Origin of the sequence: Actinobacillus pleuropneumoniae, assembly GCF_003290385.1 — a bacterium.
In the GTDB taxonomy this organism is placed as follows: domain Bacteria; phylum Pseudomonadota; class Gammaproteobacteria; order Enterobacterales; family Pasteurellaceae; genus Actinobacillus; species Actinobacillus lignieresii.
The window spans coordinates 1,877,640-1,903,524 of sequence record NZ_CP030753.1 but is presented as its reverse complement, the minus strand read 5'-3'; the positions used below and the strand labels follow the sequence as shown (position 1 = coordinate 1,903,524).

Annotated in this window: 28 protein-coding genes and 1 pseudogene; 27 read left to right on the top strand and 2 right to left on the bottom strand. The window is 42.9% G+C overall.

From position 1 onward, the window contains the following. The first annotated feature begins 34 nt into the window (after positions 1-34). From glmS to DRF63_RS08925, 6 genes are all read left to right on the top strand, one after another. Positions 35-1,867 carry a glutamine--fructose-6-phosphate transaminase (isomerizing) gene (glmS, locus tag DRF63_RS08950; RefSeq protein WP_005599026.1) on the top strand — a complete coding sequence of 611 codons (1,833 nt, stop codon included), beginning with the start codon at positions 35-37 and terminating at the stop codon, positions 1,865-1,867. A 303-nt stretch (positions 1,868-2,170) separates the two neighbouring features. Then, complete coding sequence (locus DRF63_RS08945; RefSeq protein ID WP_005599025.1) at positions 2,171-4,072, top strand: PTS mannitol transporter subunit IICBA; 1,902 nt, start codon at positions 2,171-2,173, stop codon at positions 4,070-4,072. A gap of 86 nt (positions 4,073-4,158) precedes the next feature. Then, complete coding sequence (locus DRF63_RS08940) at positions 4,159-5,298, top strand: mannitol-1-phosphate 5-dehydrogenase (RefSeq protein WP_005599024.1); 1,140 nt, start codon at positions 4,159-4,161, stop codon at positions 5,296-5,298. After that, a complete protein-coding gene (locus tag DRF63_RS08935) occupies positions 5,298-5,822 on the top strand; it encodes an MltR family transcriptional regulator (protein ID WP_005599023.1) in 525 nt (174 codons plus the stop codon). Before DRF63_RS08940 ends, DRF63_RS08935 begins: the two co-directional genes overlap by 1 nt. A gap of 60 nt (positions 5,823-5,882) precedes the next feature. Continuing rightward, positions 5,883-7,748, top strand: a complete 1,866-nt coding sequence (locus tag DRF63_RS08930) for an SLC13 family permease (RefSeq protein ID WP_005599022.1) — start codon at positions 5,883-5,885, stop codon at positions 7,746-7,748. A gap of 227 nt (positions 7,749-7,975) precedes the next feature. Further along, positions 7,976-8,437 (top strand): nuclear transport factor 2 family protein, encoded by a 462-nt coding sequence (locus DRF63_RS08925; protein ID WP_005599021.1) that lies wholly within the window; start codon positions 7,976-7,978, stop codon positions 8,435-8,437. Positions 8,438-8,515: 78 nt separating this feature from the next. Here DRF63_RS08925 and DRF63_RS08920 read toward each other — a convergent pair whose 3' ends face one another. Next, a complete protein-coding gene (locus DRF63_RS08920; protein WP_005599019.1) occupies positions 8,516-9,415 on the bottom strand; it encodes a LysR family transcriptional regulator in 900 nt (299 codons plus the stop codon). A 201-nt stretch (positions 9,416-9,616) separates the two neighbouring features. On the opposite strand from DRF63_RS08920, the gene DRF63_RS08915 reads away from it, so the two are divergent. The 18 genes from DRF63_RS08915 to DRF63_RS08830 all read left to right on the top strand — a co-directional run bounded on the left by DRF63_RS08915 (position 9,617) and on the right by DRF63_RS08830 (position 21,951). Beyond that, positions 9,617-10,303, top strand: coding sequence for a DUF4198 domain-containing protein (locus tag DRF63_RS08915; RefSeq protein WP_005599017.1), 687 nt, complete (start codon positions 9,617-9,619; stop codon positions 10,301-10,303). 68 nt (positions 10,304-10,371) lie between these two features. Next, positions 10,372-10,785: a hypothetical protein gene (locus DRF63_RS08910; protein ID WP_005599015.1), complete on the top strand. Its 414-nt coding sequence runs from the start codon at positions 10,372-10,374 to the stop codon at positions 10,783-10,785. Beyond that, complete coding sequence (gene cbiM / locus DRF63_RS08905) at positions 10,786-11,394, top strand: cobalt transporter CbiM (RefSeq protein ID WP_005599013.1); 609 nt, start codon at positions 10,786-10,788, stop codon at positions 11,392-11,394. Positions 11,395-11,400: 6 nt separating this feature from the next. After that, entirely contained in the window at positions 11,401-12,018 is a 618-nt protein-coding gene (locus DRF63_RS08900) for an energy-coupling factor transporter transmembrane component T family protein (protein WP_005599011.1), read from the top strand. A 22-nt stretch (positions 12,019-12,040) separates the two neighbouring features. Next, the gene (locus tag DRF63_RS08895; protein ID WP_005599008.1) at positions 12,041-12,670 is read left to right on the top strand and encodes an energy-coupling factor ABC transporter ATP-binding protein; all 630 of its coding nucleotides are present in this window, start codon (positions 12,041-12,043) and stop codon (positions 12,668-12,670) included. Positions 12,671-12,707: 37 nt separating this feature from the next. Further along, complete coding sequence (locus tag DRF63_RS08890) at positions 12,708-13,610, top strand: urea transporter (protein WP_005599006.1); 903 nt, start codon at positions 12,708-12,710, stop codon at positions 13,608-13,610. Between the two features lie 71 nt (positions 13,611-13,681). After that, a complete protein-coding gene (gene ureA / locus DRF63_RS08885) occupies positions 13,682-13,984 on the top strand; it encodes an urease subunit gamma (RefSeq protein WP_005599005.1) in 303 nt (100 codons plus the stop codon). A 189-nt stretch (positions 13,985-14,173) separates the two neighbouring features. Continuing rightward, positions 14,174-14,479, top strand: a complete 306-nt coding sequence (gene ureB, locus DRF63_RS08880; RefSeq protein ID WP_005599002.1) for an urease subunit beta — start codon at positions 14,174-14,176, stop codon at positions 14,477-14,479. Between the two features lie 11 nt (positions 14,480-14,490). Further along, a complete protein-coding gene (gene ureC / locus DRF63_RS08875; protein ID WP_005598999.1) occupies positions 14,491-16,209 on the top strand; it encodes an urease subunit alpha in 1,719 nt (572 codons plus the stop codon). A gap of 123 nt (positions 16,210-16,332) precedes the next feature. Beyond that, entirely contained in the window at positions 16,333-16,950 is a 618-nt protein-coding gene (locus DRF63_RS08870) for a glutathione S-transferase (RefSeq protein ID WP_043991907.1), read from the top strand. 130 nt (positions 16,951-17,080) lie between these two features. Next, a complete protein-coding gene (gene ureE, locus DRF63_RS08865; RefSeq protein ID WP_042655078.1) occupies positions 17,081-17,644 on the top strand; it encodes an urease accessory protein UreE in 564 nt (187 codons plus the stop codon). Positions 17,645-17,655: 11 nt separating this feature from the next. Next, entirely contained in the window at positions 17,656-18,339 is a 684-nt protein-coding gene (locus DRF63_RS08860) for an urease accessory protein UreF (protein WP_005598994.1), read from the top strand. Positions 18,340-18,359: 20 nt separating this feature from the next. Continuing rightward, entirely contained in the window at positions 18,360-18,995 is a 636-nt protein-coding gene (ureG, locus tag DRF63_RS08855) for an urease accessory protein UreG (protein WP_005598992.1), read from the top strand. Positions 18,996-19,163: 168 nt separating this feature from the next. Further along, entirely contained in the window at positions 19,164-19,976 is an 813-nt protein-coding gene (locus DRF63_RS08850; protein WP_005598991.1) for an urease accessory protein UreD, read from the top strand. Positions 19,977-19,991: 15 nt separating this feature from the next. Then, a complete protein-coding gene (locus DRF63_RS08845) occupies positions 19,992-20,285 on the top strand; it encodes a putative quinol monooxygenase (protein WP_005598989.1) in 294 nt (97 codons plus the stop codon). Positions 20,286-20,457: 172 nt separating this feature from the next. Then, entirely contained in the window at positions 20,458-21,090 is a 633-nt protein-coding gene (locus tag DRF63_RS08840) for a tellurite resistance TerB family protein (protein ID WP_005598986.1), read from the top strand. Between the two features lie 153 nt (positions 21,091-21,243). Continuing rightward, entirely contained in the window at positions 21,244-21,534 is a 291-nt protein-coding gene (locus DRF63_RS08835; protein WP_005598984.1) for a YfcZ/YiiS family protein, read from the top strand. An 87-nt stretch (positions 21,535-21,621) separates the two neighbouring features. Further along, on the top strand, positions 21,622-21,951 hold the full coding sequence (locus DRF63_RS08830) for a DMT family transporter (RefSeq protein WP_043991906.1): 330 nt from the start codon (positions 21,622-21,624) through the stop codon (positions 21,949-21,951). A gap of 78 nt (positions 21,952-22,029) precedes the next feature. Here DRF63_RS08830 and DRF63_RS08825 read toward each other — a convergent pair whose 3' ends face one another. Further along, on the bottom strand, positions 22,030-22,524 hold the full coding sequence (locus DRF63_RS08825) for a hemerythrin domain-containing protein (protein WP_005598980.1): 495 nt from the start codon (positions 22,522-22,524) through the stop codon (positions 22,030-22,032). A gap of 271 nt (positions 22,525-22,795) precedes the next feature. Between DRF63_RS08825 and DRF63_RS08820 the strand changes: the two genes are divergently transcribed. From DRF63_RS08820 to DRF63_RS08810, 3 genes and pseudogenes are all read left to right on the top strand, one after another. Then, positions 22,796-24,094, top strand: a complete 1,299-nt coding sequence (locus DRF63_RS08820; RefSeq protein WP_005598977.1) for an L-cysteine desulfidase family protein — start codon at positions 22,796-22,798, stop codon at positions 24,092-24,094. Positions 24,095-24,242: 148 nt separating this feature from the next. After that, entirely contained in the window at positions 24,243-24,959 is a 717-nt protein-coding gene (locus tag DRF63_RS08815; RefSeq protein WP_005598975.1) for an amino acid ABC transporter permease, read from the top strand. 21 nt (positions 24,960-24,980) lie between these two features. Further along, a pseudogene (locus DRF63_RS08810) lies at positions 24,981-25,730 on the top strand (amino acid ABC transporter ATP-binding protein). Positions 25,731-25,885 lie beyond the last annotated feature (155 nt).

Below are 25,885 nucleotides of genomic sequence, written 5' to 3'. Positions count from 1 at the left end.
TTTTTAATTTAATCTTAATATAGGAACAAAAAATATGTGCGGAATTGTAGGTGCAGTAGCGCAACGTGATGTAGCAAAAATCTTAGTGGACGGTTTACATCGTTTGGAATATCGTGGTTATGACTCTGCCGGTGTTGCGGTGTTAAATAACGAACACAATATGCAAATCGTACGTCGTGTCGGTAAAGTAAAAGAACTTGACGACGCTTTAGCGGTAAAACCGCTTTTAGGCGGCACAGGTATTGCGCATACGCGTTGGGCGACTCACGGCGAGCCTTCCGAGACTAATGCTCACCCGCATCGCAGCGGTAAAATCGCCGTGGTACATAACGGTATCATTGAGAACTACGAAGAATTAAAAGTGGTTTTACAAGAGCGCGGTTATGTATTCCAATCACAAACGGATACCGAAGTTATCGCTCACTTAGTTGAATGGGAATTACGTTCGGCTAAATCTTTATTAGAAGCGGTACAAAAAACCGTGGTTCAGCTTCGTGGTGCATACGGTACGGTAGTAATGAATCAAGACGAACCGGAGCATTTGATTGTTGCGCGTTCAGGTTCTCCGTTAGTTATCGGTTACGGTATCGGTGAGAACTTCTTAGCGTCAGACCCGTTAGCATTGTTAAGCGTAACACGCCGTTTCGCTTACCTTGAAGAAGGCGATGTAGCGGAAATTACCCGTGAAACTGTTGATATTTATACGCGTGATGGTCAAAAAGTCGAACGTGAAATTCACGAAGGTAACTTTGAAGCGGATGCGGCGGATAAAGGTCAGTATCGTCACTATATGCAGAAAGAAATTTTCGAACAACCGGTTGCGATTATGAACACCTTAGACGGTCGTATCGAAAACGGTAAAGTGAAAATCGATGCGATTGGTCCGAATGCGGCGGAAATCTTATCTAAAGTTGAACATGTGCAAATCGTTGCGTGCGGTACTTCTTATAATGCGGGTATGGTTGCTCGTTATTGGTTTGAAGCAATCGCAGGTGTGAGCTGTGACGTTGAAATTGCCTCTGAGTTCCGTTATCGTAAATTCGTAACACGTCCGAACAGCTTATTATTAACTCTTTCACAATCAGGTGAGACGGCGGATACTTTAGCGGCATTACGTTTAGCGAAAGAATCCGGTTATATGTCTGCGATGACGATTTGTAACGTAGCGAGTTCTTCACTTGTACGTGAATCCGATTTCGCATTTATGACTAAAGCGGGTGTTGAAATCGGTGTGGCATCGACAAAAGCATTTACAACGCAATTAACTTGTATGTTGTTATTAAATGTGGCGATCGGTCGCTTAAAAGGCACGGTATCCGAAGAGCAAGAACACCATATTATTCAATCGCTACAACGTTTACCGGCACAGATTGAAAGTGCGTTAGTGTTCGATAAACAAATCGAAAAATTATCGGAAGATTTTGCGGATAAACACCATACTTTATTCTTAGGTCGCGGCGAATACTATCCGATTGCAATGGAATCCGCATTGAAATTAAAAGAAATTTCATACATTCACGCGGAAGCCTATGCGGCGGGCGAATTAAAACACGGTCCGTTAGCGTTAATCGATAGCGAAATGCCGGTTGTAGTCGTTGCACCGGAAAACGATTTACTTGAAAAAGTGAAATCAAATATTGAAGAAGTACGTGCGCGCGGCGGTCAGTTATACGTATTTGCGGATCATGATGCCGGCTTTGCTGAAGCGGAAGGTTTTAAAACGATTTTAATGCCTAAAGTTGATGAAGTAACCGCACCGATTTTCTATACCGTGCCGTTACAATTACTTTCATATCACATCGCTTTAATTAAAGGTACCGATGTGGATCAGCCTCGTAACTTAGCGAAAGCGGTAACCGTAGAGTAATCATTTCTTTCATATCTAAAGCCTCCGAGAATTCGGAGGCTTTTTTGTTTATGGCTTTTGCTAAAAAATACAGAAATTTAACCGCTTGCAGAGAAAATGTGATCTATATCACAATTTTTAGATAGTTGTTTTTATAAATGTGATCTATGTCACATTTATAAAATTTTAACTAAAAAATTAATGTGATCGTCTTCACATTTTTTAAATAAATATTTTTGAGACTTTGCTTTCCGGTGCTAATTTATGCGCCAGATTATTCAATCTTATTTATTTAATTCACACACTGTTGTTCTAGGAGCAGTTATGTCTAATTTAAAAGTGAAAGTCCAAAGTTTTGGGCGTTTCTTATCAAATATGGTGATGCCGAATATCGGAGCATTCATCGCTTGGGGTTTTATTACCGCATTATTTATTCCGACCGGTTGGTTACCGAACGAAAGCTTTGCAAAACTTGTCGGCCCGATGATCAGCTATCTATTACCGCTTTTAATCGGTTATAGCGGCGGTCGCTTAGCCGGCGGCGAACGTGGTGCGGTAGTCGGTGCGATTACCACTATGGGTATCATTGTCGGTTCAGAAATCCCGATGTTCTTAGGTGCGATGATTGTTGGCCCGCTTGGCGGCTGGGCAATTAAAACATTCGATAAAGCGATCGAAGGTAAAGTGAAAAGTGGTTTTGAGATGTTAGTGAATAATTTCTCTGCCGGTATTATCGGTATGTTATTAGCACTCCTTTCATTTAGCTTTATCGGTGGCGTGGTGACTTCACTTTCAGATTTATTAGCGACAGGTGTAAGAGCGTTAGTGGATGCTAACTTACTTGCGTTAACTTCTGTGATTGTTGAGCCGGCGAAAATCTTATTCTTAAATAACGCAATCAACCACGGTATCTTCTCGCCACTTGGTATTCAAGAATCTTCAGAATTAGGTAAATCTATCTTCTTCTTAATTGAAGCGAATCCGGGTCCGGGTTTAGGGATTTTGATTGCCTATATGTTATTCGGTAAAGGTTCTGCGAAAAATACCGCAAGTTCCGCATCAATCATTCACTTCTTCGGCGGTATTCATGAAATTTACTTCCCGTATGTCTTAATGAATCCTCGTTTAATCCTTGCGGTAATTGCAGGCGGTGCGACAGGCGTATTAACCAATACATTATTAGGCGGCGGTTTAGTTTCTCCGGCTTCTCCGGGTTCAATCATTGCGGTATTGGCAATGACACCGGCAGGTGCGCATTTAGCGGTAGTCGCTTCGGTGATTCTTTCTTGTGCGGTAACTTTTGTCATTGCTTCTGTGTTACTTAAAATGCAAAAAGATGACGGTTCTGAAGAAGATGCGTTAGAAAGCGCACAAGTGGAAATGGCGGCGATGAAAGCGCAAAGCAAAGGCGGTGCGGTAGCAGCTAACACAGCGGTTGCAGGCGATTTTAGTAATGTACGTAAAATCTATGTATCTTGTGATGCCGGTATGGGCTCAAGTGCAATGGGTGCAAGTATGTTACGTAAAAAAGTACAAGCGGCAGGTTTGAATATTGAAGTGCAAAATATTGCGATCAACGATTTACCGCAAAACGCACAATTAGTGGTAACCCACAAAGACTTAACCGCTCGTGCGCAAAAACAAGTACCGAGCGCACAACATTTGTCCTTAAATAACTTCTTAGACGGCGCATTCTATGACAGTCTAGTAGCAAAACTTAATACCAATACTGCTCCGGTGGAAAAAGCGACACAAGTAGAAACTGCTCCGCAAGCGGAAACAGCAAGTACCGGTTTAAACGTTACTGAAGCACAAATCTTCTTAAATCTAACTGCGCGTACTAAAGAAGAAGCGATTCAATTTGCCGGTGAGCAATTAGTTAAATTGGGTTTTGCGGAAGAAGATTATATTCCGGCAATGTTTGAGCGTGAGCAACAAGTTTCCACTTACTTAGGCGAAGGGATTGCGGTTCCGCACGGTACGATTGCGGCAAAAGATAAAGTCTTAAAAACCGGTATCGTATTCTGCCAATATCGTGAAGGCGTACGTTTTACTGATGAAGAAGACGGCGTAGCGAAATTAGTGATCGGTATCGCGGCTCGTAATAACGAACATATCCAAGTGGTGAGTGCGATTACCAATGCGTTAGACGATGAGAAAACCATGGAAATTCTCACTTTAACCGATGATCCGCAAAAAGTATTACGCTTATTAAAAGGCGAATAATTCAAGTTCCCCCACGTAAGTGGGGGATTTTCGCTTACAAGCGGTCGGATTTTTCAAATATTTTACAAATTAAAGAGGAACATAGAATGAACGCATTACATTTTGGTGCAGGTAATATCGGTCGTGGTTTTATCGGTAAATTGTTGGCGGACTCGGGTGTTTTCGTCACCTTTGCCGACATCAATCAAACGCAGATTGATCAAATTAACCAAAATAAACAATACGGCGTAAAAATCGTAGGCGATGCGAGCCGTGTCGAAGTGGTGAAAAATATTGCGGCGATCAACTCAAAAGATGAAGAGGCAGTAATCGAACAAGTGAAAAGCGTTGAGCTGATTACGACTGCGGTCGGTCCGAATGTTTTAGGTTTTATCGCACCGTTGTTTGCCAAAGCGTTAGCGGCACGTTTAGAAGCGGGTAATACCCAACCGTTAAATATCATTGCCTGTGAAAATATGGTGCGTGGGACGAGTTTCTTTAAAGCAAAAATTTTTGAAAATTTAACCGCTTCTCAACAGGCGGAAATTGAAAAGTTTGTCGGTTTTGTCGATTCTGCGGTAGATAGAATCGTACCGCCGGCGGAATTAAACGAAGCGGATCCGTTAGAAGTGACGGTAGAAGAGTTTAGCGAATGGATTGTAGATAAAACCCAATTCAAAGGTCAAATTCCGGATATTAAAGGTATGGAATTAACCGATAATTTAATGGCATTTGTAGAGCGTAAACTATTTACGTTAAATACCGGTCATTTAATTTCTGCTTATTTAGGCAAACAAGCCGGTGTGAAATGGATTAAAGAAGCGATTGCTATCGACAGTGTGAAAGCGGCGGTAAAAGCGACCATGGAAGAAAGCGGTGCGGTATTAATTAAACGTTATAATTTTGACCCGCAAGCGCACGCCGCTTATATCGAAAAAATCTTAAAACGTTTTGCGAACCCGTACTTAAACGATGATGTAAACCGTGTCGGTCGTGAGCCGATTCGTAAACTTAGCCCGAACGATCGTTTAATTAAACCGCTTTTAGGCACGTTGGAATACGGTTTACCGCATAAAAACCTCGTAAATGGTGTGGTAATGGCTCTACAATATCGTAATGAAGAAGACCCGCAAGCGGTCGAATTAGCACAATTTATTGCAGATAACGGAGTAGCTGCGGCAGTTGAGAAATATACCGGTTTAACAAACCAAGAGGTGATTGATCAAGTTGTTGCGTTATATAACTAATGCCATATTCAGATAATTTTATCGAACAATTAAGCGAAGTTCCCTCTTTACGAGGGTTCTTTGCACTTTCAGTGAATCAGTTTGCGCAAAATATTGAACGGCTTATTCAAAGAGTATTTCGTAAAACCGACTTTGCTTTAAAGTCGGTGGTCGATTCCTTGTTTGAACATCAAGGACCGCTTGCGGAATTGACTGTTCGTCTAAAGTTATTATTGGGTTTGGGGGTGATTTCCGCCGCCGTTTTTGAAGATATTTCGCTTTTTATCGAAGTGAAACAGCAATTAAGCGATGAGGTGGAGGAATTACCGTTTTCCCATCCGGCAATCGTACAATTCGCCAAAGATCTTCATCACATTGATCTCAGCCCGGTTGCGGATCTGTTGAAATTTGCTTCGTCGGTAGAAAATAAAGATTCAATGTTATATCAAATGCAACAAATTCGTTTGGAACGTGTGATGCGATCCAGTTTGATTCTTGCCATTACTGAAATTAACGAGAAGTTAAATGTAGAAAGCCCTTTATAAAGGGCTTTTTTTATAATATAAAAGGTATAATAACAAAGCCTACCGGATAAGGAGAATTGAATGCAGACTCTTCTTAATTATTTACCTTCTTTTTTACAACATCCGCTATTTTGGGTGTTGGCGATTCTTATCGTTGCCGTTGTGCTATTTATCCAAAACAAATTACGTATGGATATTATCGCATTGTTGGTAATGCTTGCCTTTAGCGTCAGCGGCATTTTAACGACGCAAGAAATCTTTGCGGGCTTAAGCGATCCGAACATTGTGTTATTAGCTCTGTTATATGTGGTGGGCGAGGCGCTTGCCCGTACCGGTGTGGCGTATCAAATCAGCGATTGGCTAATGCGGGCGGCGGGTTCAAGCGAAACCAAAGTATTGGTGTTGATGATGCTGTCGATCGGATTGTTGGGCGCATTTATGAGTTCGACCGGAATTGTGGCTATTTTTATACCGGTTGCGTTGGCGATTTGTGCCGAAATGAATATTTCGCCTCGCCGTATGATGATGCCGCTCAGTATTGCCGGTTTAATCAGCGGTATGATGACCTTAATTGCGACCGCACCAAACCTTGTGACGCATTCGGAGCTGATTAAAGCCGGTTATCAAGGATTCGGTTTCTTTAGCTTTACTCCTATCGGTATGATGGTGTTAGTGCTTGGTATTTTATATATGTTGATCGCTCGCCGTTGGTTGGATAACGGTGAAACGCCGGTACTTACCAAAGACGATAACAGTATGTCGCACTTAATTGAGCAATATCAGCTGCACGGACGAGCCAAAATGGTGATCTTGCAAGAAGGTTCGCCGTTTATCGGTAAAACCATGGATGAGCTGAAACTGCGCTCGCTGTATCGCATGAATGTGATTGCCATCCAACGCTATAAAAATTTTCGCTCGCAAATTATGGCGGCGTTCGGTAACGACCAATTGCAAGAAAAAGATATTTTGTTGATGGATATTGGCATTGACGAAGATATTTTTGCGATGTTATGCGAAGAATGTCACTTACAACCGGTAGAGTTGAAAGGCGAATATTTCTCAACACATTCCAAATCGGTCGGCATGGCGGAATTTGTCGTGATGCCGGAAACGGAAAGTATCGATAAAAAGGTACAGGAATTGAATTTCCGCCCGACTTACGGTTTAAGCGTAGTTGGGATTAAACGAGAAAACCGGATTTTACAAGATAATTTGTTAAAAGAACCGGTTAAAGCGGGCGATGTGCTGTTGGTAATGGGCGTATGGCAAAAAATCGTTGCGTTGGAAAAATATAATAAAGACTTATTTCTGCTCGGTATGCCGAAAGAGGGCAAACAGATTGCGCCGTCCACCAGTCAAGCGCCTTACGCACTGTTTTCGGTATTATTGATGGTCGTTTTAATGATCTCGGGTATCGTGCCGAATGTGATCGCCGCATTGATTTGCTGTTTATTGCTCGGTAAATTTCGCTGTATTGATATGAAAAGCGCTTATGATTCGATTCATTTTCCAACGCTTTTATTAATTGTCGGTATGATGCCGTTTTCGACCGCGATGCAAAAAACCGGCGGTGTGGCGTTGATGGTAGAGGAATTTATTCGACTTACCGGCGGTTCCGAAACCTCTTATATTTTTATTTTAATCGGATTATTTGCTTTGACTGCGATAGTCGGCTTATTTATCTCGAATACGGCGACGGCGATTCTAATGGCTCCGATTGCAATTGAAGTGGCAAGACAGTTGGGCTATTCGCCGATTGCGTTGGTGATGGTGATTACTATCGCTTCTTCCGCCGCATTTATGACACCGATTTCTTCCCCGGTAAATACAATGGTGATTGCGCCGGCGGGCTATCGCTTTATGGATTTCGTCAAAGTCGGCGTACCGTTTACGATTTTAGTGATGTTTGCCACGGTCTTGATTGTGCCGTTATTATTTCCGCTTTAATCCTCTTCTTTAAACTGCAAGCGGTTGTTTTTACCGATTTTTTTGTAAAAACGACCGCTTGCCATTTTCCGGATAAACAGTCTTTTGTCTTGCTTTGTACACAAAACTAACCAAAAGATTATTTCTTTTTTGTTAATAGTTAATTAATGAAATATGCTCTTATCATTAATAATGATTACCCTATAATATCACTCAAGAAATGAGAAGAGAGATATTTGAGGAATCAAATGAAATTAACTTTTACACGAATTTTTTTATCGTTATTTTTGGGCATTGCCCTGAGTTTTACCGCAAGTTTACCGGTTATTACGAATGCGGAAGCAAAACAGGAACAACAAGAAAAAGTGATCCATGCTTATGAAGAACTGAATAACGCATTGGTCAATCCGAATTTTGAAACGTTGCAAAATCTTTTAGCCGACGATTTTAAATTAGTCACGCTTAAACAGGATACATTAACCAAACAAGAATGGATTAAAAACATTCAAGAAGGCGGTTTAAAATATTGCGCGATTACCGAGTCGAAAATCAAATCGAAGGGTTATAGCGAATTACTGGTTACCGCACGTATTTTGGGCGATATGTGGGATAACAAAGGAAGTTGGAACGTAAAATTTAATATTGATACCAAACAAAACGGCGATAAATTACAAATTACTAAAATTGTGATTAAGCCGGCAAACGTTTAATCCGTTCAAAGAGAACAGTGTTCACCTTGGCGGTCAGAGATTGCAATTTTTTTGCAAAATTTGACCGCTTTTTTCTTGTTAGCTATAACGACGTTGCATAATCTCGGTCAGCAGATCAAAAACTTTAAGTACTCTCGGCGATGTTACCGCTTGATACGGGCGATATAAATACAGTTGCCATAATTCGGACTGCTGTTCGGGAAAAAGTTGAATCAACTGACCGCTTTCTAGATAAGGTTTACATACCGTATTCCCGATATGAGTAATGGTTCTGCCAGCTAACGCCGCCTGAAGCTCGCAGTATAAGTCCGTCGTAATAAAACCGATTTTTTGCGGAACAAGCACTTGATGCTCGTTAAGATAAATTTCCCAAGGCCGTCCGGTATTGGCGTTTAATAAGCTGCTGATGGGGAAGTTTCGTTGCATATCGTCCAGATTTTTCGGCATGCCCCAACGCTGAATAAAAGCGGGGGAGGCAACGAAAATCTCGTGCATTTTGGTTAAAGGACGAATAATAAAATTAGGATCGGGGTCATGACCGGCTCGGATACCGATATCGATTCGATGTTTAACGTTATCTAAACGCGCGGCATCAACCCGCCAGTCAATCACTAATTCCGGATAGGGCTCCAGCGCTTGCAGTAACTCAAATAGAATTTCCTCCTGATCACGTAATTTCGGTAGCGTGATACGCACGACGCCCGCCATATCGTTTTGTTTTTTCTTGCCTAAGCCGAATAATTTCTCACTGTCTCTCAGTAATTGTTCCGCCTGTAATAAAAATTCTTCGCCGAAATTGGTTAGGGTAATGTTACGCGTCGTACGTTTAAACAATTGTTCGCCTAGCTCCGATTCAAGCTCATTTACGGCTCGGCTAATAACCGGCGGAGAAACCGCCAATTGATTGGCTGCTTCTCTAAAGTTAAGCGTTTGAGCGGCGGTACAGAAATATTTTAGTGCGTCCAGTTTATTTAACATATTGTCCGAGTTGATCCGTTTTTTCGTTATTATTCATTTTCTCAAAAATGATGCAACCGTAAAGCGATCTTTTACAACGGAGCAAGAAGTAACCTTAAAGCATTATGGCTATTTATTTGAACGCTCAGTAAAATTGTTATAGACTGAATAAGGCAAGAATAATGCCGATATTTTAAGAAAATTTAAAAGGAGTATTGTGTAATGAGATTTGCAAAAATGACAATCTTATTAAGCGGTTTTTTGATGACATCGTTTGTTCAAGCACATAATGTATGGTTAGAGCCGACAAAGAATAAAGATGAATATGTGGTAAAATTCGGGCATGAAACCACGGAAAGTTATCCGGAACATAAATTAAAATCCATTCAGTTACTTAAAAGCGACGGTTCTCTCGAAGCTGCAACCTACCAATTCCAAAACGGCGAAGCTTATTTTAAAGCGGATGTTTATCCTATCGTTTTCCTCCAATTTGATAACGGCGTATGGTCAAAATTACCTAGCGGTAAATATATCGAAAAAACTAAAAAAGAAGCGCCTAGCGCCGTATTAAGCCTCAATCCGGTTAAACTCGGCAAAGCGATTTTAACTTGGAACGAACAAGCGACTAAATCGCATAATATGGATTACGAATTAGTACCTCAAGCCAAACCGGAAGCGGGTAAGCCGTTATCCGTTTTAGTCTTACATAAAGGAAAACCGGTTTCCGGCATTAAAGTCGGCAGCGGTGAAGATAAGCCGTTTGAGCTTACGAATGCACAAGGTATCGCTCAATTTACCCCTGTTGCGGGATTTAATAAAGTTTGGGCGGAATTTGAAGAAAAAGGGGTTGAACATCCGGATTATACCGAACGTTCAATTGAATATATGCTGACGTTTGATGTGAAATGATGAAAGTCGTTCGATATTTATTGGTCCTCGTTTTATCGCTGTTTTCATTTCAAGCAATAGCGCATAATTTGTATCTTTTTGCACAATATGACGGCGATGAAATTACCGGCAGGGCATATTATTCCGATCAATCTCCCGCGGCGGAAACTTATGTAGAAGCCTATCAGCTCGGTATGGGGGACAATCCGGAGCTGCCTATCGTTTCGGGTAAAACCGATTCGTCGGGGCATTTTGTCCTTCCGGTAACGACCACCGGGCCGTTTAAAGTCGTGATTGACGGGCCTGAAGGTCATAGAGCGGAGAGAGTTGCGGATAATATCGCGAAACGTGCGATGGGAAGATCCGAATTCGAGTTATTGCGTGAAGACTTACATAAATTAAAAGATAAAATCTATTTACACGATATTTTAGGCGGAATCGGTTATATCTTCGGTTTATTCGGTCTTTTTGCGTTATTAAAAGCGAAAAGGGAAAAGCAGTAAGTGCATTTGTCTGAAGGTGTTTTACATTCCACAACCCTGATTACCGGTGCGGTAATCGCACTGGCGGGAGTGGCAATCGGTCTGCGTAAGTTAGATTACCGCCGCTTATCATTAACCGCTTTGTTTGCCTCGGCATTTTTTGTGGCGGGGACGATTCACGTGCCGGTCGGGATAGGAAGCGTTCACCTTATCCTCAATGGGATGGCGGGATTATTTCTTGGGTGGACGGTATTTCCCGCTTTTTTAATTGCGCTTTTATTGCAGGTTTTGTTGTTTTCGTTCGGCGGATTCTCCGTACTCGGCGTAAATTTATGCATTATGGCATTACCTGCATTACTGGTTCATTATCTTTTCCGCAATTCACTGAAACGAAATTTATCACGCAATTACCTGATCTTTACGGGTATTTGCGTGGGAACTATCGGAGTCGGCGGGGCGGCATTTTTGGCTTCGTTGGTGTTAGCGTTCGACGGCGGTAAGGCTTATACCGATTTGATCGGCTTGCTTATTGTTTCTCATTTACCTATTTTTGTTGTCGATAGTATCGTAAGCGTGGGGGTTGTATTGACGCTCACCAAAATGATGCCTTCCGCCTTACATTTCGATTAATTAGTCATGACGGTATTATTGCAACCACATTGGCGTTTAATTTATATCTTTGTCGCAGGGTTAGCGATTAGTGCGCTGCATTCCGTAAATATTTTATTTATTCTGACCGCTTGCACGGCGATTTTGCTGATCGGGTTGCATTTTTACGCGCAGTATTCGCTGAAAACCTTGTGTCTTCGTTGGCTGAAGTTTAATCTTTTCACATTACTGATATTGCTTACTTTGAGTTGGCATATAGGTTCAAACGGCATCGAATGGCACCAAAAAGGGTTTGAGTTGGCGTTATTAATCTCTTTACGTATGAATTTAATTGTCTTGGTCATGTGGCTGGGGCTATTTAATATAACGGATACCGTTTTAGTACAGGCAATCGGTAAATTGCCGTTACCAAGCAAGTTTATTCATCTCTTTGTATTGACGATACGCTATATCGCATTATTATCCGAACTGAACGGTAAAATGGATATGGCGATGCGCGCTAGAGGCTATCAGCCGAAATGCAATATGAGAACCTTGATGATTATCGCCCAAAAGGTATCGCTATTATTGATTCATGCGATGGTAAGGGCGGAAAAAGCCGAAATCGCTTTAAAAGCCCGCGGATTTAAATTTGGTGAAAAATAGCCCTGCAAATAAGAATACATAAATGAATATACTGACAGTCCGCAATCTTACGATTTGCCGTAATCAACAGCCTATTATCGAAAACCTCAGTTTTACCCTCGAAGCTCAACAGTGTTTATTTCTACAAGGTGAAATCGGTGCGGGTAAATCGACATTACTGCTTTCTTTATTGGGATTCGTACCCATTCAATCGGGAGAGATATCTTTATTCGGCAAAAGGTGTAAAATTGAAAAAGATTTTGTGCCGTTTAGAGGAACGATCGGCTTGTGTTTCCAGAATGCGGAAGATCAACTATTCGGCCCTACGGTATTGGACGATGTGGCGTTCGGCGTATTAAATCAAGGCTACACAAGAGCGGAAGCCTATCATATCGCCCTTACGCAGTTGGAACAAATCGGTATTGCTCACCTAAAAGACCGTCCGGTCAATTTACTCTCCGGCGGAGAAAAAAATTTTACCGCATTAGCCGGCGTATTGGCGATGCAACCTAAAATGTTATTACTTGATGAGCCGACAAACGGGCTTGATGCAAAAAATTGTGAAAAATTAACCGCTTTACTCAAACAATTAAAATTGCCGATGTTAATTGCTTCACATGATCAAACCTTTTGTCGAACACTCGCAACAGATACGCTTTATTTAACAAAATAAACCACAAAATAGTGGTGCAAACACACGGGAATGAAAAATGAAGCTGCTTAAATCCACCCTTACCGGGGTAGGGCAAATCTTTTTACAAGAAAACGGTTTGTCCGGTTTGGTGATCGTCATCGCCATGTTTTTTAGTCATTGGACGCTCGGTGTGGGGTGTTTTCTCGGTGCATTAATCGGCACATATACGGCATCTTTGCTTAAATATCCTCAACGGCAGATTGAACAGGGATTATACGGTTTTAATGCCAGTCTTGCGTTTATGTGTGTGATGTTTACTTTCGGCTTAGTGGATGCAAGCAACCCGATGATTTGGCTAAACGCGGTATCGGCGTCTATCGTAGCAACCCTGATTATGCGAGAATTTACCAAACGGAATAAAATCGCTTTTACTTTCCCCTTCGTATTTACCTGCTGGATTTTTTGTGGGGCTATTGCTAAATATCATTTCTTTGATCTCTCTCAGACCACACCCGCATTAGCGGATAATACGAATACGCTACAGGCAATCGGCGAGCCGTTTTACGCTTGGGCGGAAGTCAATTTCGGCTCCAGTATCATTACCGGTATTTTACTTTTTCTTGCCATCTCGATTAATTCTCCGATGGCTGCCATGTACGGTTTAGCCGCCGCAACCATAGGCACTTCCTTTGCCAACCAGTTATTAACCGTTCAACCGAACCAACTCGCAAACGGTATTTACGGTTTCTCTCCGATTCTCGTCGCTTGCGCTTTTGCCGGCGATCGTTTCCGTAACTTTGTTTATATTATTTTAGGATCGCTGTTAGCGGTCTTAATCCAATTTAGTATTTCAAGTTTAGGCATACCGAGTTATACCATCGGTTTTATTATCGCCAGTTGGTTATTATTGGCGGTTAAATCCAAGCTGGATAAAGCCGCTTTCGATAAAAACAAATTAGTCAGATTGCTGAATCCTTAGTCAAAACGGTCATAAGCAAGCGGTCTATTTTCAGAAAAATTTTACAAACACAAACAAAAAGAAGGTACAAAATGCATTTAACTTCAAGAGAACAAGAAAAACTGATGTTGTTTCTTGCCGGTGAGCTGGCGGCAAAACGTAAAGCTCGAGGCGTAAAATTGAATTATCCGGAAGCAATCGCTTATATCGCCAGCCACTTACAGGAAGCGGCACGTGACGGAATGTCGGTGGCGGAAGTGATGCAATACGGCGCAACGTTACTGACGGTGGATGATGTGATGGAAGGTATTGCGGAAATGGTACACGAAGTTCAAATCGAAGCGACATTTCCGGACGGCACAAAATTGGTGACCGTACATAACCCTATTAGATAAAAATAAACCCTCGCCCCTTGTGGGAGAGGGACAGATTTTTCTTCGTATAGATGAAAAATCAGGGAGAGGGGAAAGCGGTGTAAAATCGCAATATTTTGCAAATTCCCCTCTCTCTGCACAAAATTGTCTGACGCAATTTTCTGCTGCCTCTCTCTCAAGGGGAGAAAGTAAACAAATAAGGAATAAAAAATGATCCCCGGAGAATACCAATTAGCGGACGGTGATGTACAAGCGAATGTGGGTCGCAAAACCGTCAAATTAGAAGTCGTAAACAGCGGTGACCGTCCGATCCAAGTCGGTTCGCACTACCATTTTTTTGAAACCAATCACGCCCTAAAATTTGACCGCTTACAGGCGCGCGGTATGCGTTTAAATGTGCCGTCAGGCAATGCGGTACGTTTTGAGCCCGGCGAAGCGAAAGAAGTGGAACTGGTTGAGTTTGGTGGTAATAAAGTGATTTACGGTTTCCATAACGAAATCGACGGCAAATTATAGGGAGTAAGAAAATGGCATTAACAATCCCACGCAGTCAGTATGTAGCGACTTACGGCCCGACAGTCGGTGATAAAGTCCGTTTAGGCGACACCGATTTATGGGCGACAATTGAACAAGATTTTTTAACCAAAGGCGATGAGTGTAAATTCGGCGGCGGTAAATCGGTGCGTGACGGTATGGCACAATCAAGCACCGCTACCCGTGATAATCCGAACGTATTGGATTTTGCCCTCACTAATGTGATGATTATCGACGCAAAATTAGGCATTATCAAAGCGGATATCGGGATTCGTGACGGACGCATTGTCGGTATCGGTCAGGCGGGTAATCCGGATACGATGGATAACGTTACGCCAAATATGATTATCGGCGCAAGCACCGAAGTACATAACGGCGCACATTTAATTGCGACCGCCGGCGGTATCGATACTCACATTCACTGGATCTGCCCGCAACAGGCACAACACGCTATCGAAAACGGCATTACTACGATGATCGGCGGTGGTTCAGGCCCGGCGGACGGCACGCATGCCACCACCTGTACACCGGGTAAATTTAATATCGAAAGAATGTTCCAAGCTTGCGAAGCGTTACCGGTCAATATCGGCTTTTTCGGCAAAGGTAACTGTTCTATGCTCGAACCGCTTAAAGAACAAGTGGTTGCCGGTGCGTTAGGCTTAAAAATCCACGAAGACTGGGGGGCAACACCGGCAGTGATTGACGCAGCGTTAAAAGTGGCGGACGAGATGGACGTGCAAGTAGCGATTCACACCGATACGCTCAACGAAAGTGGCTTCTTAGAAGACACGATGAAAGCGATTAACGGACGTGTGATTCACACCTTCCACACCGAAGGTGCCGGCGGCGGTCACGCACCGGATATTATTAAAGCGGCGATGTACCCGAACGTATTGCCGGCTTCCACCAATCCGACCCGTCCGTTTACCGTGAACACGATTGACGAGCATTTGGATATGCTAATGGTTTGTCACCACTTAGATAAACGAGTGCCGGAAGATGTGGCATTTGCGGATAGCCGTATCCGTCCCGAAACAATTGCGGCGGAAGACATTCTGCACGATATGGGCGTGTTCTCGATTATGAGTTCAGACTCTCAAGCAATGGGACGTGTCGGCGAAGTAGTGACTCGTACGTGGCAAACGGCAGATAAAATGAAAGCGCAGCGTGGCGCATTGGGCGATGAAGGTAACGACAACTTCCGTATTAAACGCTATATTGCGAAATACACGATTAATCCGGCAATTGCTCACGGTATCAGCCAATACGTCGGCTCGCTTGAAGTGGGTAAACTAGCCGACATCGTATTGTGGAAGCCGCAATTCTTCGGCGTAAAACCGGAATTTGTGATGAAAAAAGGCTTTATCAGCTTTGCTAAAATGGGTGACCCGAACGCTTCAATCCCAACGCCACAACCGGTATTCTACCGCCCAATGTTTGGGGCGAATGCGAAAGCGAATACCGAAAGTGCGGTTTATTTCGTTTCACAAGCGAGCGTGGATGCGAACATCAAAGCCCAATACGGCATTCAGAAAGAAACCCTCGCGGTAAAAGGTTGTCGTGATGTAGGTAAAAAAGACCTCGTTCACAACAATGCAACGCCTGAAATTACCGTAGATACGGAACGCTACGAAGTACGTGTGGACGGCGAGCATATTACTTGCGAACCTGCTACCAAAGTGCCGCTTGCACAGCGTTATTTCTTGTTCTAGCAAAATCTCCCCAGCCCCTCTTTACAAAAGAGGGGTATAGTTGGGGGGAAGCATTAAGATCTTCATTCTTCATTAAAATCAGTTCCCCTCTTTTGTAAAGAGGGGGTAGGGGAGATTTAAATAATGAAACTCTGGTATTCCACCACTAGTCCTTTCGTGCGTAAAGTGTTAGTTACGCTAAAACATCAACAATTAGAAGCTAAAACCGAGCTGTTAAAAATTAGTTCGTCATTTGATCCAAATTCGCCGCATAACCAAGACAATCCGCTTGGACGTGTACCGGCTTTACAGCGTAATTGCGGCAACTGGTTATTCGGCAGCCAACTGATTTGCGAATATCTTGATCAAAAAGGCGACCAACCAAAACTTTTCCCGGAAAGCGGTAAATTTCGTTGGGCTGCATTGGCTCTACACAATTTAGCGGACGGTATTTTAGAAAACACCGTACCGATTATGGCGGAACGTTTACTTCGCCCTGAAAACGAATGGTGGACAAGCCGTCAAGAACAGTTAATGGAACGTAATATCCGATCATTTCCACAGCTTGAAAAAGCGATTGAACCGTTTGGTACAGAACTCAATATCGGCACAATCACAGCGGTTTGTTTAATTGATTGGTTGCAATTCCGTGCCGAAAAACTCGGCTACGATCTTGCAAAAAATCACCCGAATTTGACCGCTTGGGCAGAAGAAATGAATGGCAAATATGCAGTGTTGGCGGAGACAAAACCACACGTGTAATACCGCATACGAGCCGTATGCGGTTAGCTAATCAGAGCCACGTTGTGGCTCAATACAAAAAAGCCACAACGTGGCTTGGATTAACGAACCTAGCACGGCTCGTGCTAGGAAAATAATGAAAAATACAATTATGCAAATCCTTAACCCAATCCTCCCAGTCATGGAAGATATTTTAGGCAATCTTGCCGAGCTAAAAGCTTCAGGCAAAATTACCAATCAACAAATCGACACTGTTGAATTGCAATGGTATGAAAGTGAACGCAATATATTACGTAAAACGTCGAAATCAGGACGTGAAGTGGCGTTTCGTTTACTGAAAGAAGGGCAACGTTTGAAGCACGATGATGTAGTTTTTGTGAGCGAGAGCCTGGTGATTGCGATTGAAATTTTGCCGTCTGAGGTCATTGTGCTTTCACCGAAAACTTTACCGGAAATGGCACGTGCGTGCTATGAAATCGGTAACAAACATTCGCCATTATTTTTAGACGGCGATGAAGTGACGCTTCCATACGACAAACCAATGTTTGAATGGCTACAAGCGGCCGGATTTGGACCGCAAAAAGCAGAACGTCGTTTAAGCCAAGCGTTGCGAGCAAACTCGGCGCAGGGACACGGACATTCACACGGGCATAGCCATTCGCACGATCATCACGGCTATCATCATCACGGAGACGGAAATTGGCACAAGCACTAGATTTCGCCCGGATGGGGCAGTTAGGGGCGTTGTTACACTTAGTCGATCCTACATTGCCGATCGGCGGCTTTAATCATTCCAATGGCTTGGAAACCTTTGTACAACAAGGCAAAGTGAACAGTCGAGCAAGTCTTGAAGAGTATGTTCAAACCCAGCTGATGCAGAACTGGATTTACAATGACGGTGCGTATTTATCACTGGCATTTGATGCAATGGCAAACCACGATTTAGACCGCTTGTTGGCGTTAGATCAAGAGCTTGCCGCCAGTAAAATCGCTCGTGAGAGTCGAGAGGGCAGTTATAAATTAGGTGTACGATTGCTGAAGATTTTTATTCGTTATGAAAATCACCCGTTACTGAGCGAATTTCAACAGGCAGTCAGTGAAAAACGTTGTCAGGGTTATTTCCCGATTGTGTTTGCGATGGTCGCACAGGCGATGAATCTTGATAAAGCCGAAACGCTCTATGCGTTTTACTACAATGCGGCGGTCGGGGTGGTGACTAACGGCGTGAAACTGGTACCGTTAAGCCAAATGGACGGGCAAGATATTTTATTTGCACTACGCACACCACTGGCACAAGCGGTCGAAAATAGCCTAAATCCTGACCTCGACTGGCTTGGTGCGGCAACGCTGGCAAGCGATATTCGCTCAATGCAACACGAACAGCTTTATACAAGACTTTATATGTCTTAATTTGAATAATAGGAAAACCAATGCGTAAATATATCAAAATCGGGGTGGCAGGCCCTGTGGGAGCGGGGAAAACCGCGTTAATCGAACGTTTAACTCGTGAAATCGCAAGCAAATACAGTGTTGCGGTTATTACTAACGACATTTACACCCAAGAAGATGCGGAGTTTTTAACTAAAAACAGTTTGCTTCCGCCTGAACGCATTATGGGTGTAGAAACCGGCGGTTGTCCGCATACGGCAATTCGTGAAGACGCTTCGATGAACCTTGAAGCGGTGGACGAAATGGTGGCTCGTTTCCCTGAAGTTGAGTTAATTTTTATTGAATCGGGCGGCGATAACCTTTCGGCAACTTTTAGCCCGGATTTAGCGGATGTAACGATTTTCGTGATTGACGTGGCACAAGGCGAGAAAATTCCACGTAAAGGCGGACCGGGTATCTCTCGTTCGGATTTATTAGTGATTAATAAAACTGACTTAGCACCTTTTGTGGGAGCGGATTTAAGCGTGATGGAGCGAGATGCTCGCCGTATGCGTAACGGTCAGCCGTTTATTTTCACTAACTTGATGAAGAACGAAAACCTTGATGGCGTGATCGGTTGGATCGAAAAATACGCATTGTTAAAAAATATTGAAGATCCGGCGTCTTTAGTTCGTTAATTTTCAAAAAATAATCGGTTGAGCATCGCACAAATCTCCCCTATCTCCTCTTTACTAAAGAGGGGGAACGTATTAGAGGGGGATTGGGCGATCCCTACTTTTCTCTAGTTTTCATCCCCCCTCTTTTGTAAAGAGGGGTTGGGGGAGATTTTAAAAATAGACTGCAATATGCAAAGCAAACTTTTACTCTCAACAAAATTAACCTCACAGGGCAAAACGCAGCTCGATCAATATTTTGTGTCGCCGCCGTTTAAAGTGATGACCTTGCCTGCTTATGATGATGCTTGGCAAAACGGTTTGAATGCGATGCAAATGTCGTCCTCGCCCGGTTTGTTGGCAAGTGATCTACTTGATATTGAGATTTCGCTGGCGGACGATACCGCACTTTCGTTGAATACGCAGGCGTTTACTCGTGTGCAATCAATGAATGAGGGCGATTACGCTACGCAAAAAACTTGCATAAAATTGGGCAAAAATAGCCGCTTGTTTTATCTTCCGCATCCGTTGGTGTTACATAAAGACAGTAGTTTTAAGCAAACCACCGAAATTGAGATGAGCGAGCAGTCCGAGCTAATTTACGGCGAGATTGTGGCGATTGGGCGAGTGTTAAACGGCGAGCGATTTGCTTTCCGTCATTTTGCGTCCTATTTGCGAATTTCTTACCAAAATCGACCGATTATTGCCGACCGTATTCAGTGGCTACCGGCAAAAATGGCATTGACGTCATTGAGCCAAATGGAAGATTTTTCACATCAAGGCTCTCTCACTTATGTTAATTTGGCAAAAAATGCTGTCGAAATTAAGGCAATGGTAAGCGAATTACAAGCTTTAGCCGCTGAGCAAAAAAATATGCTGATTGGCGTTTCGCAGTTGAATGAAGGCGGATTGATGGTTCGAGTGCTTGCACATCGAGCGGATATCATTCAACATTTATTTGAGCGGATTGGGCAAGTTTTAAAAGCTCAGTCCAATATTGTTTAATTTAGGAGAGCAATTATGATCGCAGTTTATGCAGTATGCCATGTAAAAGCGGATAAAATCGCAGAATTTGAAGCATTGGCACAAAACTTAATTCGTGCTTCGCTTAACGACCAAGGTTGTATTTCTTACGGCTGCGGTGCGGTGCAAGGTCAGCCGAATGTTTATACTTTTGTGGAACAATGGCAATCGCAACAAGATTTGGCATTACATACCCAGCAAGTACATTTTATTGATGCCGGCGCTCAATTTGCCGAGCTGTTAAGCCAGCCGATTGCGATTAATATCGTGGATTTACTGGAAGTGAAATAAATTCTAAGTTGTTAGACAAGCGGTCGTATTTTCATCGGAATTTACGACCGCTTGCGTTTTAAATGATAGGTAAATTTGCTTGGCAAACAACGGAACTTATTGCTAATTTGACGTACAAATAGGCACTTAGTTCGCTAAGCGTATTTACCCTCAATCTTATTGGAGAAACCCTATGGATTTCAGCAAAATTTTAAATCAAGTGTTAAGCGTTGCACAAGAATCGGCAAAAAATGCGATGAACGGCAATACCACAACCGATAAAGTCGCCAAAATCGGCGGCGGTGCGGCGGCAATCGGCATTCTTTCGATGATCTTCGGACGTAACGGCGGTTCAGGCTTAGCCAAATTAGGGTCACTGGCGGCAATCGGCAGCCTTGCTTATCAGGCTTATCAAAAATATCAGCAAAATCAAACGCAAGCCGCTCCGGTGAGTGAAGAAAATTTTGCGGTGACCGAACAAAATGCCCAAGCAAGCAGCCAAGTGATTTTACAAGCAATGATTGCTGCCGCGGCTTCTGACGGTGCGATTTCTGACGAAGAAAGACAAGCCATTTTAGGCGAAGCGGGACAAGATCCGGAACTTCATCAATGGATTGAACAAGCGATGTACCAGCCGGCAACCGTACAACAAATTGCGGCGCAAGTCGGTAACAATCCGGCATTAGCGGCGCAAGTTTATTTAGCCGCTCGCGTGGTATGTGCCGATTTAGCTCGTAAAGAAATCGTCTTCCTCGCCGACCTTGCCGAAGCTCTCGGCTTAGACGATGCGTTAGTAGAACAGCTAGAACAACAAGCTGGCTTCTAATTTCTAATATATATCAATAAGCGGTCGTATTTTCACCGGAATTTACGACCGTTTTTTTATTGTAAATCAACAACAGCATAAAGCTCGGTTGATTCAAACTCGCTTTAGTATTAGAGTAACAGGGTGATTAACTTATAATTTATAGGGGTTTTTATGAAATCAGATAAACCGGTTGAATGTGTGGGTTGTAACACTTTTGATGTCGGCTCAATCATTGATAATAGTGAACGAGATGCGAAATTTGCAAAAGTATATGAAACACAAGCGGAAGCGGAACAAGCACTTGTGAAATTAACCCAAAAAGCACGCGATACGGAAAGCGAACCGTGTGAAATCACCAGTGAAATTAAAGCGGTAGAGGGCGGTTTTTTACTGGATGCGAATTTCCGTTTTAGTTGCCAAGCGGAAGTGGTAATTTTCCAATTAGGTACACGCGCAATCTAATTTTATTAATTTGAAAAGCGGTTGGATTTTGCTGAAAATTTGCAAAAAATGAGCAAAATCCAACCGCTTTTGTTTTCGGAGAAATTGATGAATCCTTGGGTTTTACTAGGCTTTGCGATTGTTATTGAAGTGATTGGCAGTAATTGCATTAAGGCAAGCGAAGGTTTTAGCAAACCGCTACCGACCGTAGTGGCGATCGGCGCTTTTGTGATAGCGTTATATTTATTGTCGGTGATTACCAAAACATTGCCGATTGGTATTGTTTATGCTGTGTGGTCGGGTGTCGGTATCGTACTGACCGCCATTGTGGCATATTTCGCTTTCGGGCAAAAACCGGATTTGGCGGGCTTTATCGGTATGGGAATGATTATTGCCGGCGTGCTAGTAATTAACTTATTCTCAAAAGCATCTACTTAATTTTGAAATGTGATACAAGCGGTTGATTTTCACAAGAATTTTGCAAATTTTTCTTCAAAATCAACCGCTTGTTTTTGCTTAAGGCTGGTCGCCGGCTAACGCACGAGGGAATAAATTATTATTTTCCAAATCTACGTGCGCATCTAAATCGGCGGCAAATTCTTGTAAGCCTTGATATAAATTGCGCCACGAAGTGCAAGCGCCTTCTGGCGGAGTAAAGTTATTGGTCAGTTTCTGCATCTCTTCGACATCATTACCGGCTTCATCGTGTTCGGCTTCCATCACGGAAATCGGTGCCGCCGCCATTTTTCCTCTGCCGGCTTTAATCAATGGGAACAGAATTTGTTCTTCCTTCATCATATGATTCACTAAATCCGCATAAACTTTACGAATAAGTTCCGCTAAACCTTTCGGGCAATCAGCACTATCTGCGTGAACGGATTCCACTTTTTCCGCCAATTCAATCAGCGTTGGCAATTGATTGCGATGTGTATCGTGAAAACGAGGGATAATAAAATCAATAATTTCGCCAAGCGGTGCAGTACGCCAATCTTTATCAGTTAAAACGGACATCGTAAACTCCTAATAATATAGTTGATTAAATTAGTCGGAATTATAAATTTGGAAATGAGACGGCTCTATAATCAAGACGGGGTAGCGATTAGACCTAAATCAAAAAGCGGTCATTTTCCGCCGATTTTTAGCTAAAACTTAAAACGGATAATAATGAATGAAAATCATCCGATTAAACGGTGGCGTATAATACGGCTTTTTTAGTAAAATTTTATTTCGATAAATTTTTATAATAACAATATCACGCATTAATAATTAAGGATAACACTCAATGAAGTTTAAATCGGAATTAGAACAAGCGATTATTGCCACCGTACAACAAGAAGTTGTACCGGCACTGGGTTGTACCGAACCTGTTTCTTTGGCGTTAGCAGCGGCGGTTGCTCGTCAATATTTAGGCGCATTACCGGATCGGATCGAGGCTAAAGTATCGCCGAATTTAATGAAAAACGGTATGGGGGTAACCGTACCCGGTACTGGAACGGTAGGGCTAACCATGGCGGCGGCAATCGGGGCGATTGGTGGCGATCCGAAGGGTGGATTAGAAGTATTAAAACAAATTACTGCCGAGCAAGTGGCACTGGCGAAACAAATGATCAACGATCATAAAATCGAAGTGAGCATTTCCGATACCGAACATATTCTCTATTCCGAAGCCACACTGTTTAATGCCGATCAGCAAGTGAAAGTACGTATCGCCGCTCATCATACCAATGTGATTTATATTGAGAAAAACGGCGAATTACTGTTTTCCAAGCCTTGCGTAGTAGAAAGTGAAAATGCGGAAAATGTTTTCGCAAATTTAAATGCAAAAGATATTTATGATTTTTCTTTAAATGTGGAGTTGGAGAAGATTCGCTTTATTCAACAGGCGGCAATTTTAAATAGTGCGCTTTCACAAGAAGGGCTGAATCAAGATTACGGTTTACATATCGGGCGTACCTTGCAAAAACAAATTGGTAAAGGATTAATTAGCGATGATTTGCTTAATCGTATCGTGATTGAAACTACCGCTGCCAGCGATGCACGCATGGGCGGCGCAAATTTACCGGCAATGAGTAATTCGGGTTCCGGCAACCAAGGGATTACCGCCACAATGCCGGTGGTGGTAGTTGCTCGCCATGTAGCCGCCGGCGAAGAACAGCTGATTCGTGCTTTATTTCTTTCGCATTTAATGGCGATTTATATTCATAGCAAATTACCGAAACTCTCGGCGTTATGTGCGGTCACTACGGCGGCAATGGGCAGCTGTGCCGGCGTCGCATGGTTATTAACCGGTAAATTTGAAGCGATCAGTATGGCAATCAGCAGTATGATCGGCGACATCAGCGGCATTATTTGTGACGGTGCGGCAAATAGCTGTGCGATGAAAGTTTCAACCAGTGTCAGTTCGAGCTATAAATCGATTTTAATGGCGTTGGACGATACGCAAGTCACCGGCAACGAAGGGATTGTCGAACACCAAATCGACCGTTCGATCAACAACCTTTGTGCGATAGCTTCCCGCAGTATGCAATATACTGATCGCCAAGTGATTGAGATTATGGTGAGCAAGCCGAAAAGCCTGTAATTTAGGAATTTAAAAAGCGACAAGCGGTAGAATTTACCAAAAATTTAGTAAATTTTACCGCTTATTTTTTTATTTAGCCGTCTAGACGTGTACATTTCCATTTATATCCCTTAGAATTTGGTCAAATTAATTTTTATTAGGACAGTCTGTGTTAGAAAATTTGTTACTGCAAATTCCATTTATGGATGAAGCGCGTGTGAAATTGGTGATGGATGCCTTTTTCCCCATGGTTGAAGCGGCGGTCTTAGTTTCGATTCCGCTAGCAATCGCTTCTTTTATTATCGGGATGGCGATTGCAGTCGGTGTTGCTTTAATTCGGGTGACGCCGGTAAACGGTATGCTGCATCGCATTGCTCTTGCGATTGTTAAAGTATATATCTCGATTATCCGAGGCACGCCGATGTTGGTGCAAATCTCGGTAGTGTTTTACGGCTTACCGGCGATCGGTGTGTATATTGATCCTATTCCGGCGGCGATTATCGGTTTCTCTCTGAATATCGGAGCATACGGTTCGGAAACCGTACGCGCGGCAATTTCTTCGGTACCGAAAGGGCAATGGGAGGCCGGTTATACCATCTGTATGACTTATATGCAAACCTTCCGCCGGATTATTGCACCGCAAGCGATTCGAGTCGTTATACCGCCGTTAAGTAATACTTTTATCGGTTTGTTTAAAGATACTTCATTGGCTTCTGTGGTAACCGTAACGGAAATGTTCCGTGTCGCACAACAAATGGCGAATATGTCCTACGACTTCTTGCCGGTATATATTGAGGCGGGTTTAATTTACTGGTGTTTCTGCTGGGTACTTTTCTTGATTCAAGCAAAACTCGAACGCCGCTTTAACCGCTTTGTGGCGAAATAATGGTTAATCACGGAAAACAAAATGATCAAAATTAGCAATATTCATAAAACCTTTGGCGACAACACGATTTTACGAGGCATCGATCTGGAAATTAAAAAAGGTCAGGTGGTGGTCATTCTTGGGCCGTCCGGTTCCGGTAAAACTACGTTTTTACGCTGTTTAAATGCGCTGGAAATGCCGGAGTAAGGCACAATCACGTTTGACGGTTCAGAGCCGTTAAGCGTGGATTTTTCGGCAAAAAATATCAAAAAACAGATTCTTTCTTTACGCCGTAAATCGGGGATGGTGTTCCAAAATTACAACTTATTTCCACACAAAACCGCATTGGAAAATGTGATGGAAGGTCCGGTATTTGTGCAAGGCAAAAAGCCAGAACAAGCCAAAGCGGAAGCCGAGAAATTATTGGCAAAAGTCGGTTTATCCGATAAAGCACAGCTTTACCCGTTCCAATTATCCGGCGGTCAGCAACAGCGTGTCGGCATTGCACGTGCGTTAGCGATTCAGCCGGAACTGATGTTATTTGACGAACCGACTTCGGCACTTGATCCGGAATTGGTGCAAGATGTGTTGACTACCATGAAAGAGTTGGCGCTAGAAGGCTGGACAATGGTGGTGGTTACGCATGAAATCAAGTTCGCATTAGATGTGGCGGATGTGGTGGTCGTGATGGACGGCGGTGAAATTGTCGAGCAAGGCTCTCCGGCACAACTTTTCCAGAATCCGCAACACGAACGCACTAAACGCTTCTTACATCAAATTCGTGCGGATTAAACCTTCTGATAAGCGGGTTAAATTAGCAAAAATTTTGCAAATTTAGACCGCTTGTTTCATTCTTTTTATTATTCTCCGAATTATTCCTTTTACGCCCCGCAGTTTTTTCCACTCCCTCAATCTGTTACACTAATTGCCAATTTTGACTAACTTAA

Coding starts and splice junctions, on each gene's coding strand:
- DRF63_RS08900 (WP_005599011.1), top strand. CDS start 11,401: ATGACGGTATTATTGCAACCACATTGGCGTTTAATTTATATCTTTGTC.
- glmS (WP_005599026.1), top strand. CDS start 35: ATGTGCGGAATTGTAGGTGCAGTAGCGCAACGTGATGTAGCAAAAATC.
- ureB (WP_005599002.1), top strand. CDS start 14,174: ATGATCCCCGGAGAATACCAATTAGCGGACGGTGATGTACAAGCGAAT.
- DRF63_RS08835 (WP_005598984.1), top strand. CDS start 21,244: ATGAAATCAGATAAACCGGTTGAATGTGTGGGTTGTAACACTTTTGAT.
- DRF63_RS08840 (WP_005598986.1), top strand. CDS start 20,458: ATGGATTTCAGCAAAATTTTAAATCAAGTGTTAAGCGTTGCACAAGAA.
- DRF63_RS08825 (WP_005598980.1), bottom strand. CDS start 22,524: ATGTCCGTTTTAACTGATAAAGATTGGCGTACTGCACCGCTTGGCGAA.
- DRF63_RS08860 (WP_005598994.1), top strand. CDS start 17,656: ATGGGGCAGTTAGGGGCGTTGTTACACTTAGTCGATCCTACATTGCCG.
- DRF63_RS08890 (WP_005599006.1), top strand. CDS start 12,708: ATGAAGCTGCTTAAATCCACCCTTACCGGGGTAGGGCAAATCTTTTTA.
- DRF63_RS08945 (WP_005599025.1), top strand. CDS start 2,171: ATGTCTAATTTAAAAGTGAAAGTCCAAAGTTTTGGGCGTTTCTTATCA.
- DRF63_RS08930 (WP_005599022.1), top strand. CDS start 5,883: ATGCAGACTCTTCTTAATTATTTACCTTCTTTTTTACAACATCCGCTA.
- DRF63_RS08850 (WP_005598991.1), top strand. CDS start 19,164: ATGCAAAGCAAACTTTTACTCTCAACAAAATTAACCTCACAGGGCAAA.
- DRF63_RS08830 (WP_043991906.1), top strand. CDS start 21,622: ATGAATCCTTGGGTTTTACTAGGCTTTGCGATTGTTATTGAAGTGATT.
- DRF63_RS08925 (WP_005599021.1), top strand. CDS start 7,976: ATGAAATTAACTTTTACACGAATTTTTTTATCGTTATTTTTGGGCATT.
- DRF63_RS08915 (WP_005599017.1), top strand. CDS start 9,617: ATGAGATTTGCAAAAATGACAATCTTATTAAGCGGTTTTTTGATGACA.
- DRF63_RS08920 (WP_005599019.1), bottom strand. CDS start 9,415: ATGTTAAATAAACTGGACGCACTAAAATATTTCTGTACCGCCGCTCAA.
- ureE (WP_042655078.1), top strand. CDS start 17,081: ATGCAAATCCTTAACCCAATCCTCCCAGTCATGGAAGATATTTTAGGC.
- DRF63_RS08820 (WP_005598977.1), top strand. CDS start 22,796: ATGAAGTTTAAATCGGAATTAGAACAAGCGATTATTGCCACCGTACAA.
- ureG (WP_005598992.1), top strand. CDS start 18,360: ATGCGTAAATATATCAAAATCGGGGTGGCAGGCCCTGTGGGAGCGGGG.
- DRF63_RS08940 (WP_005599024.1), top strand. CDS start 4,159: ATGAACGCATTACATTTTGGTGCAGGTAATATCGGTCGTGGTTTTATC.
- ureA (WP_005599005.1), top strand. CDS start 13,682: ATGCATTTAACTTCAAGAGAACAAGAAAAACTGATGTTGTTTCTTGCC.
- DRF63_RS08870 (WP_043991907.1), top strand. CDS start 16,333: ATGAAACTCTGGTATTCCACCACTAGTCCTTTCGTGCGTAAAGTGTTA.
- DRF63_RS08935 (WP_005599023.1), top strand. CDS start 5,298: ATGCCATATTCAGATAATTTTATCGAACAATTAAGCGAAGTTCCCTCT.
- DRF63_RS08845 (WP_005598989.1), top strand. CDS start 19,992: ATGATCGCAGTTTATGCAGTATGCCATGTAAAAGCGGATAAAATCGCA.
- ureC (WP_005598999.1), top strand. CDS start 14,491: ATGGCATTAACAATCCCACGCAGTCAGTATGTAGCGACTTACGGCCCG.
- DRF63_RS08895 (WP_005599008.1), top strand. CDS start 12,041: ATGAATATACTGACAGTCCGCAATCTTACGATTTGCCGTAATCAACAG.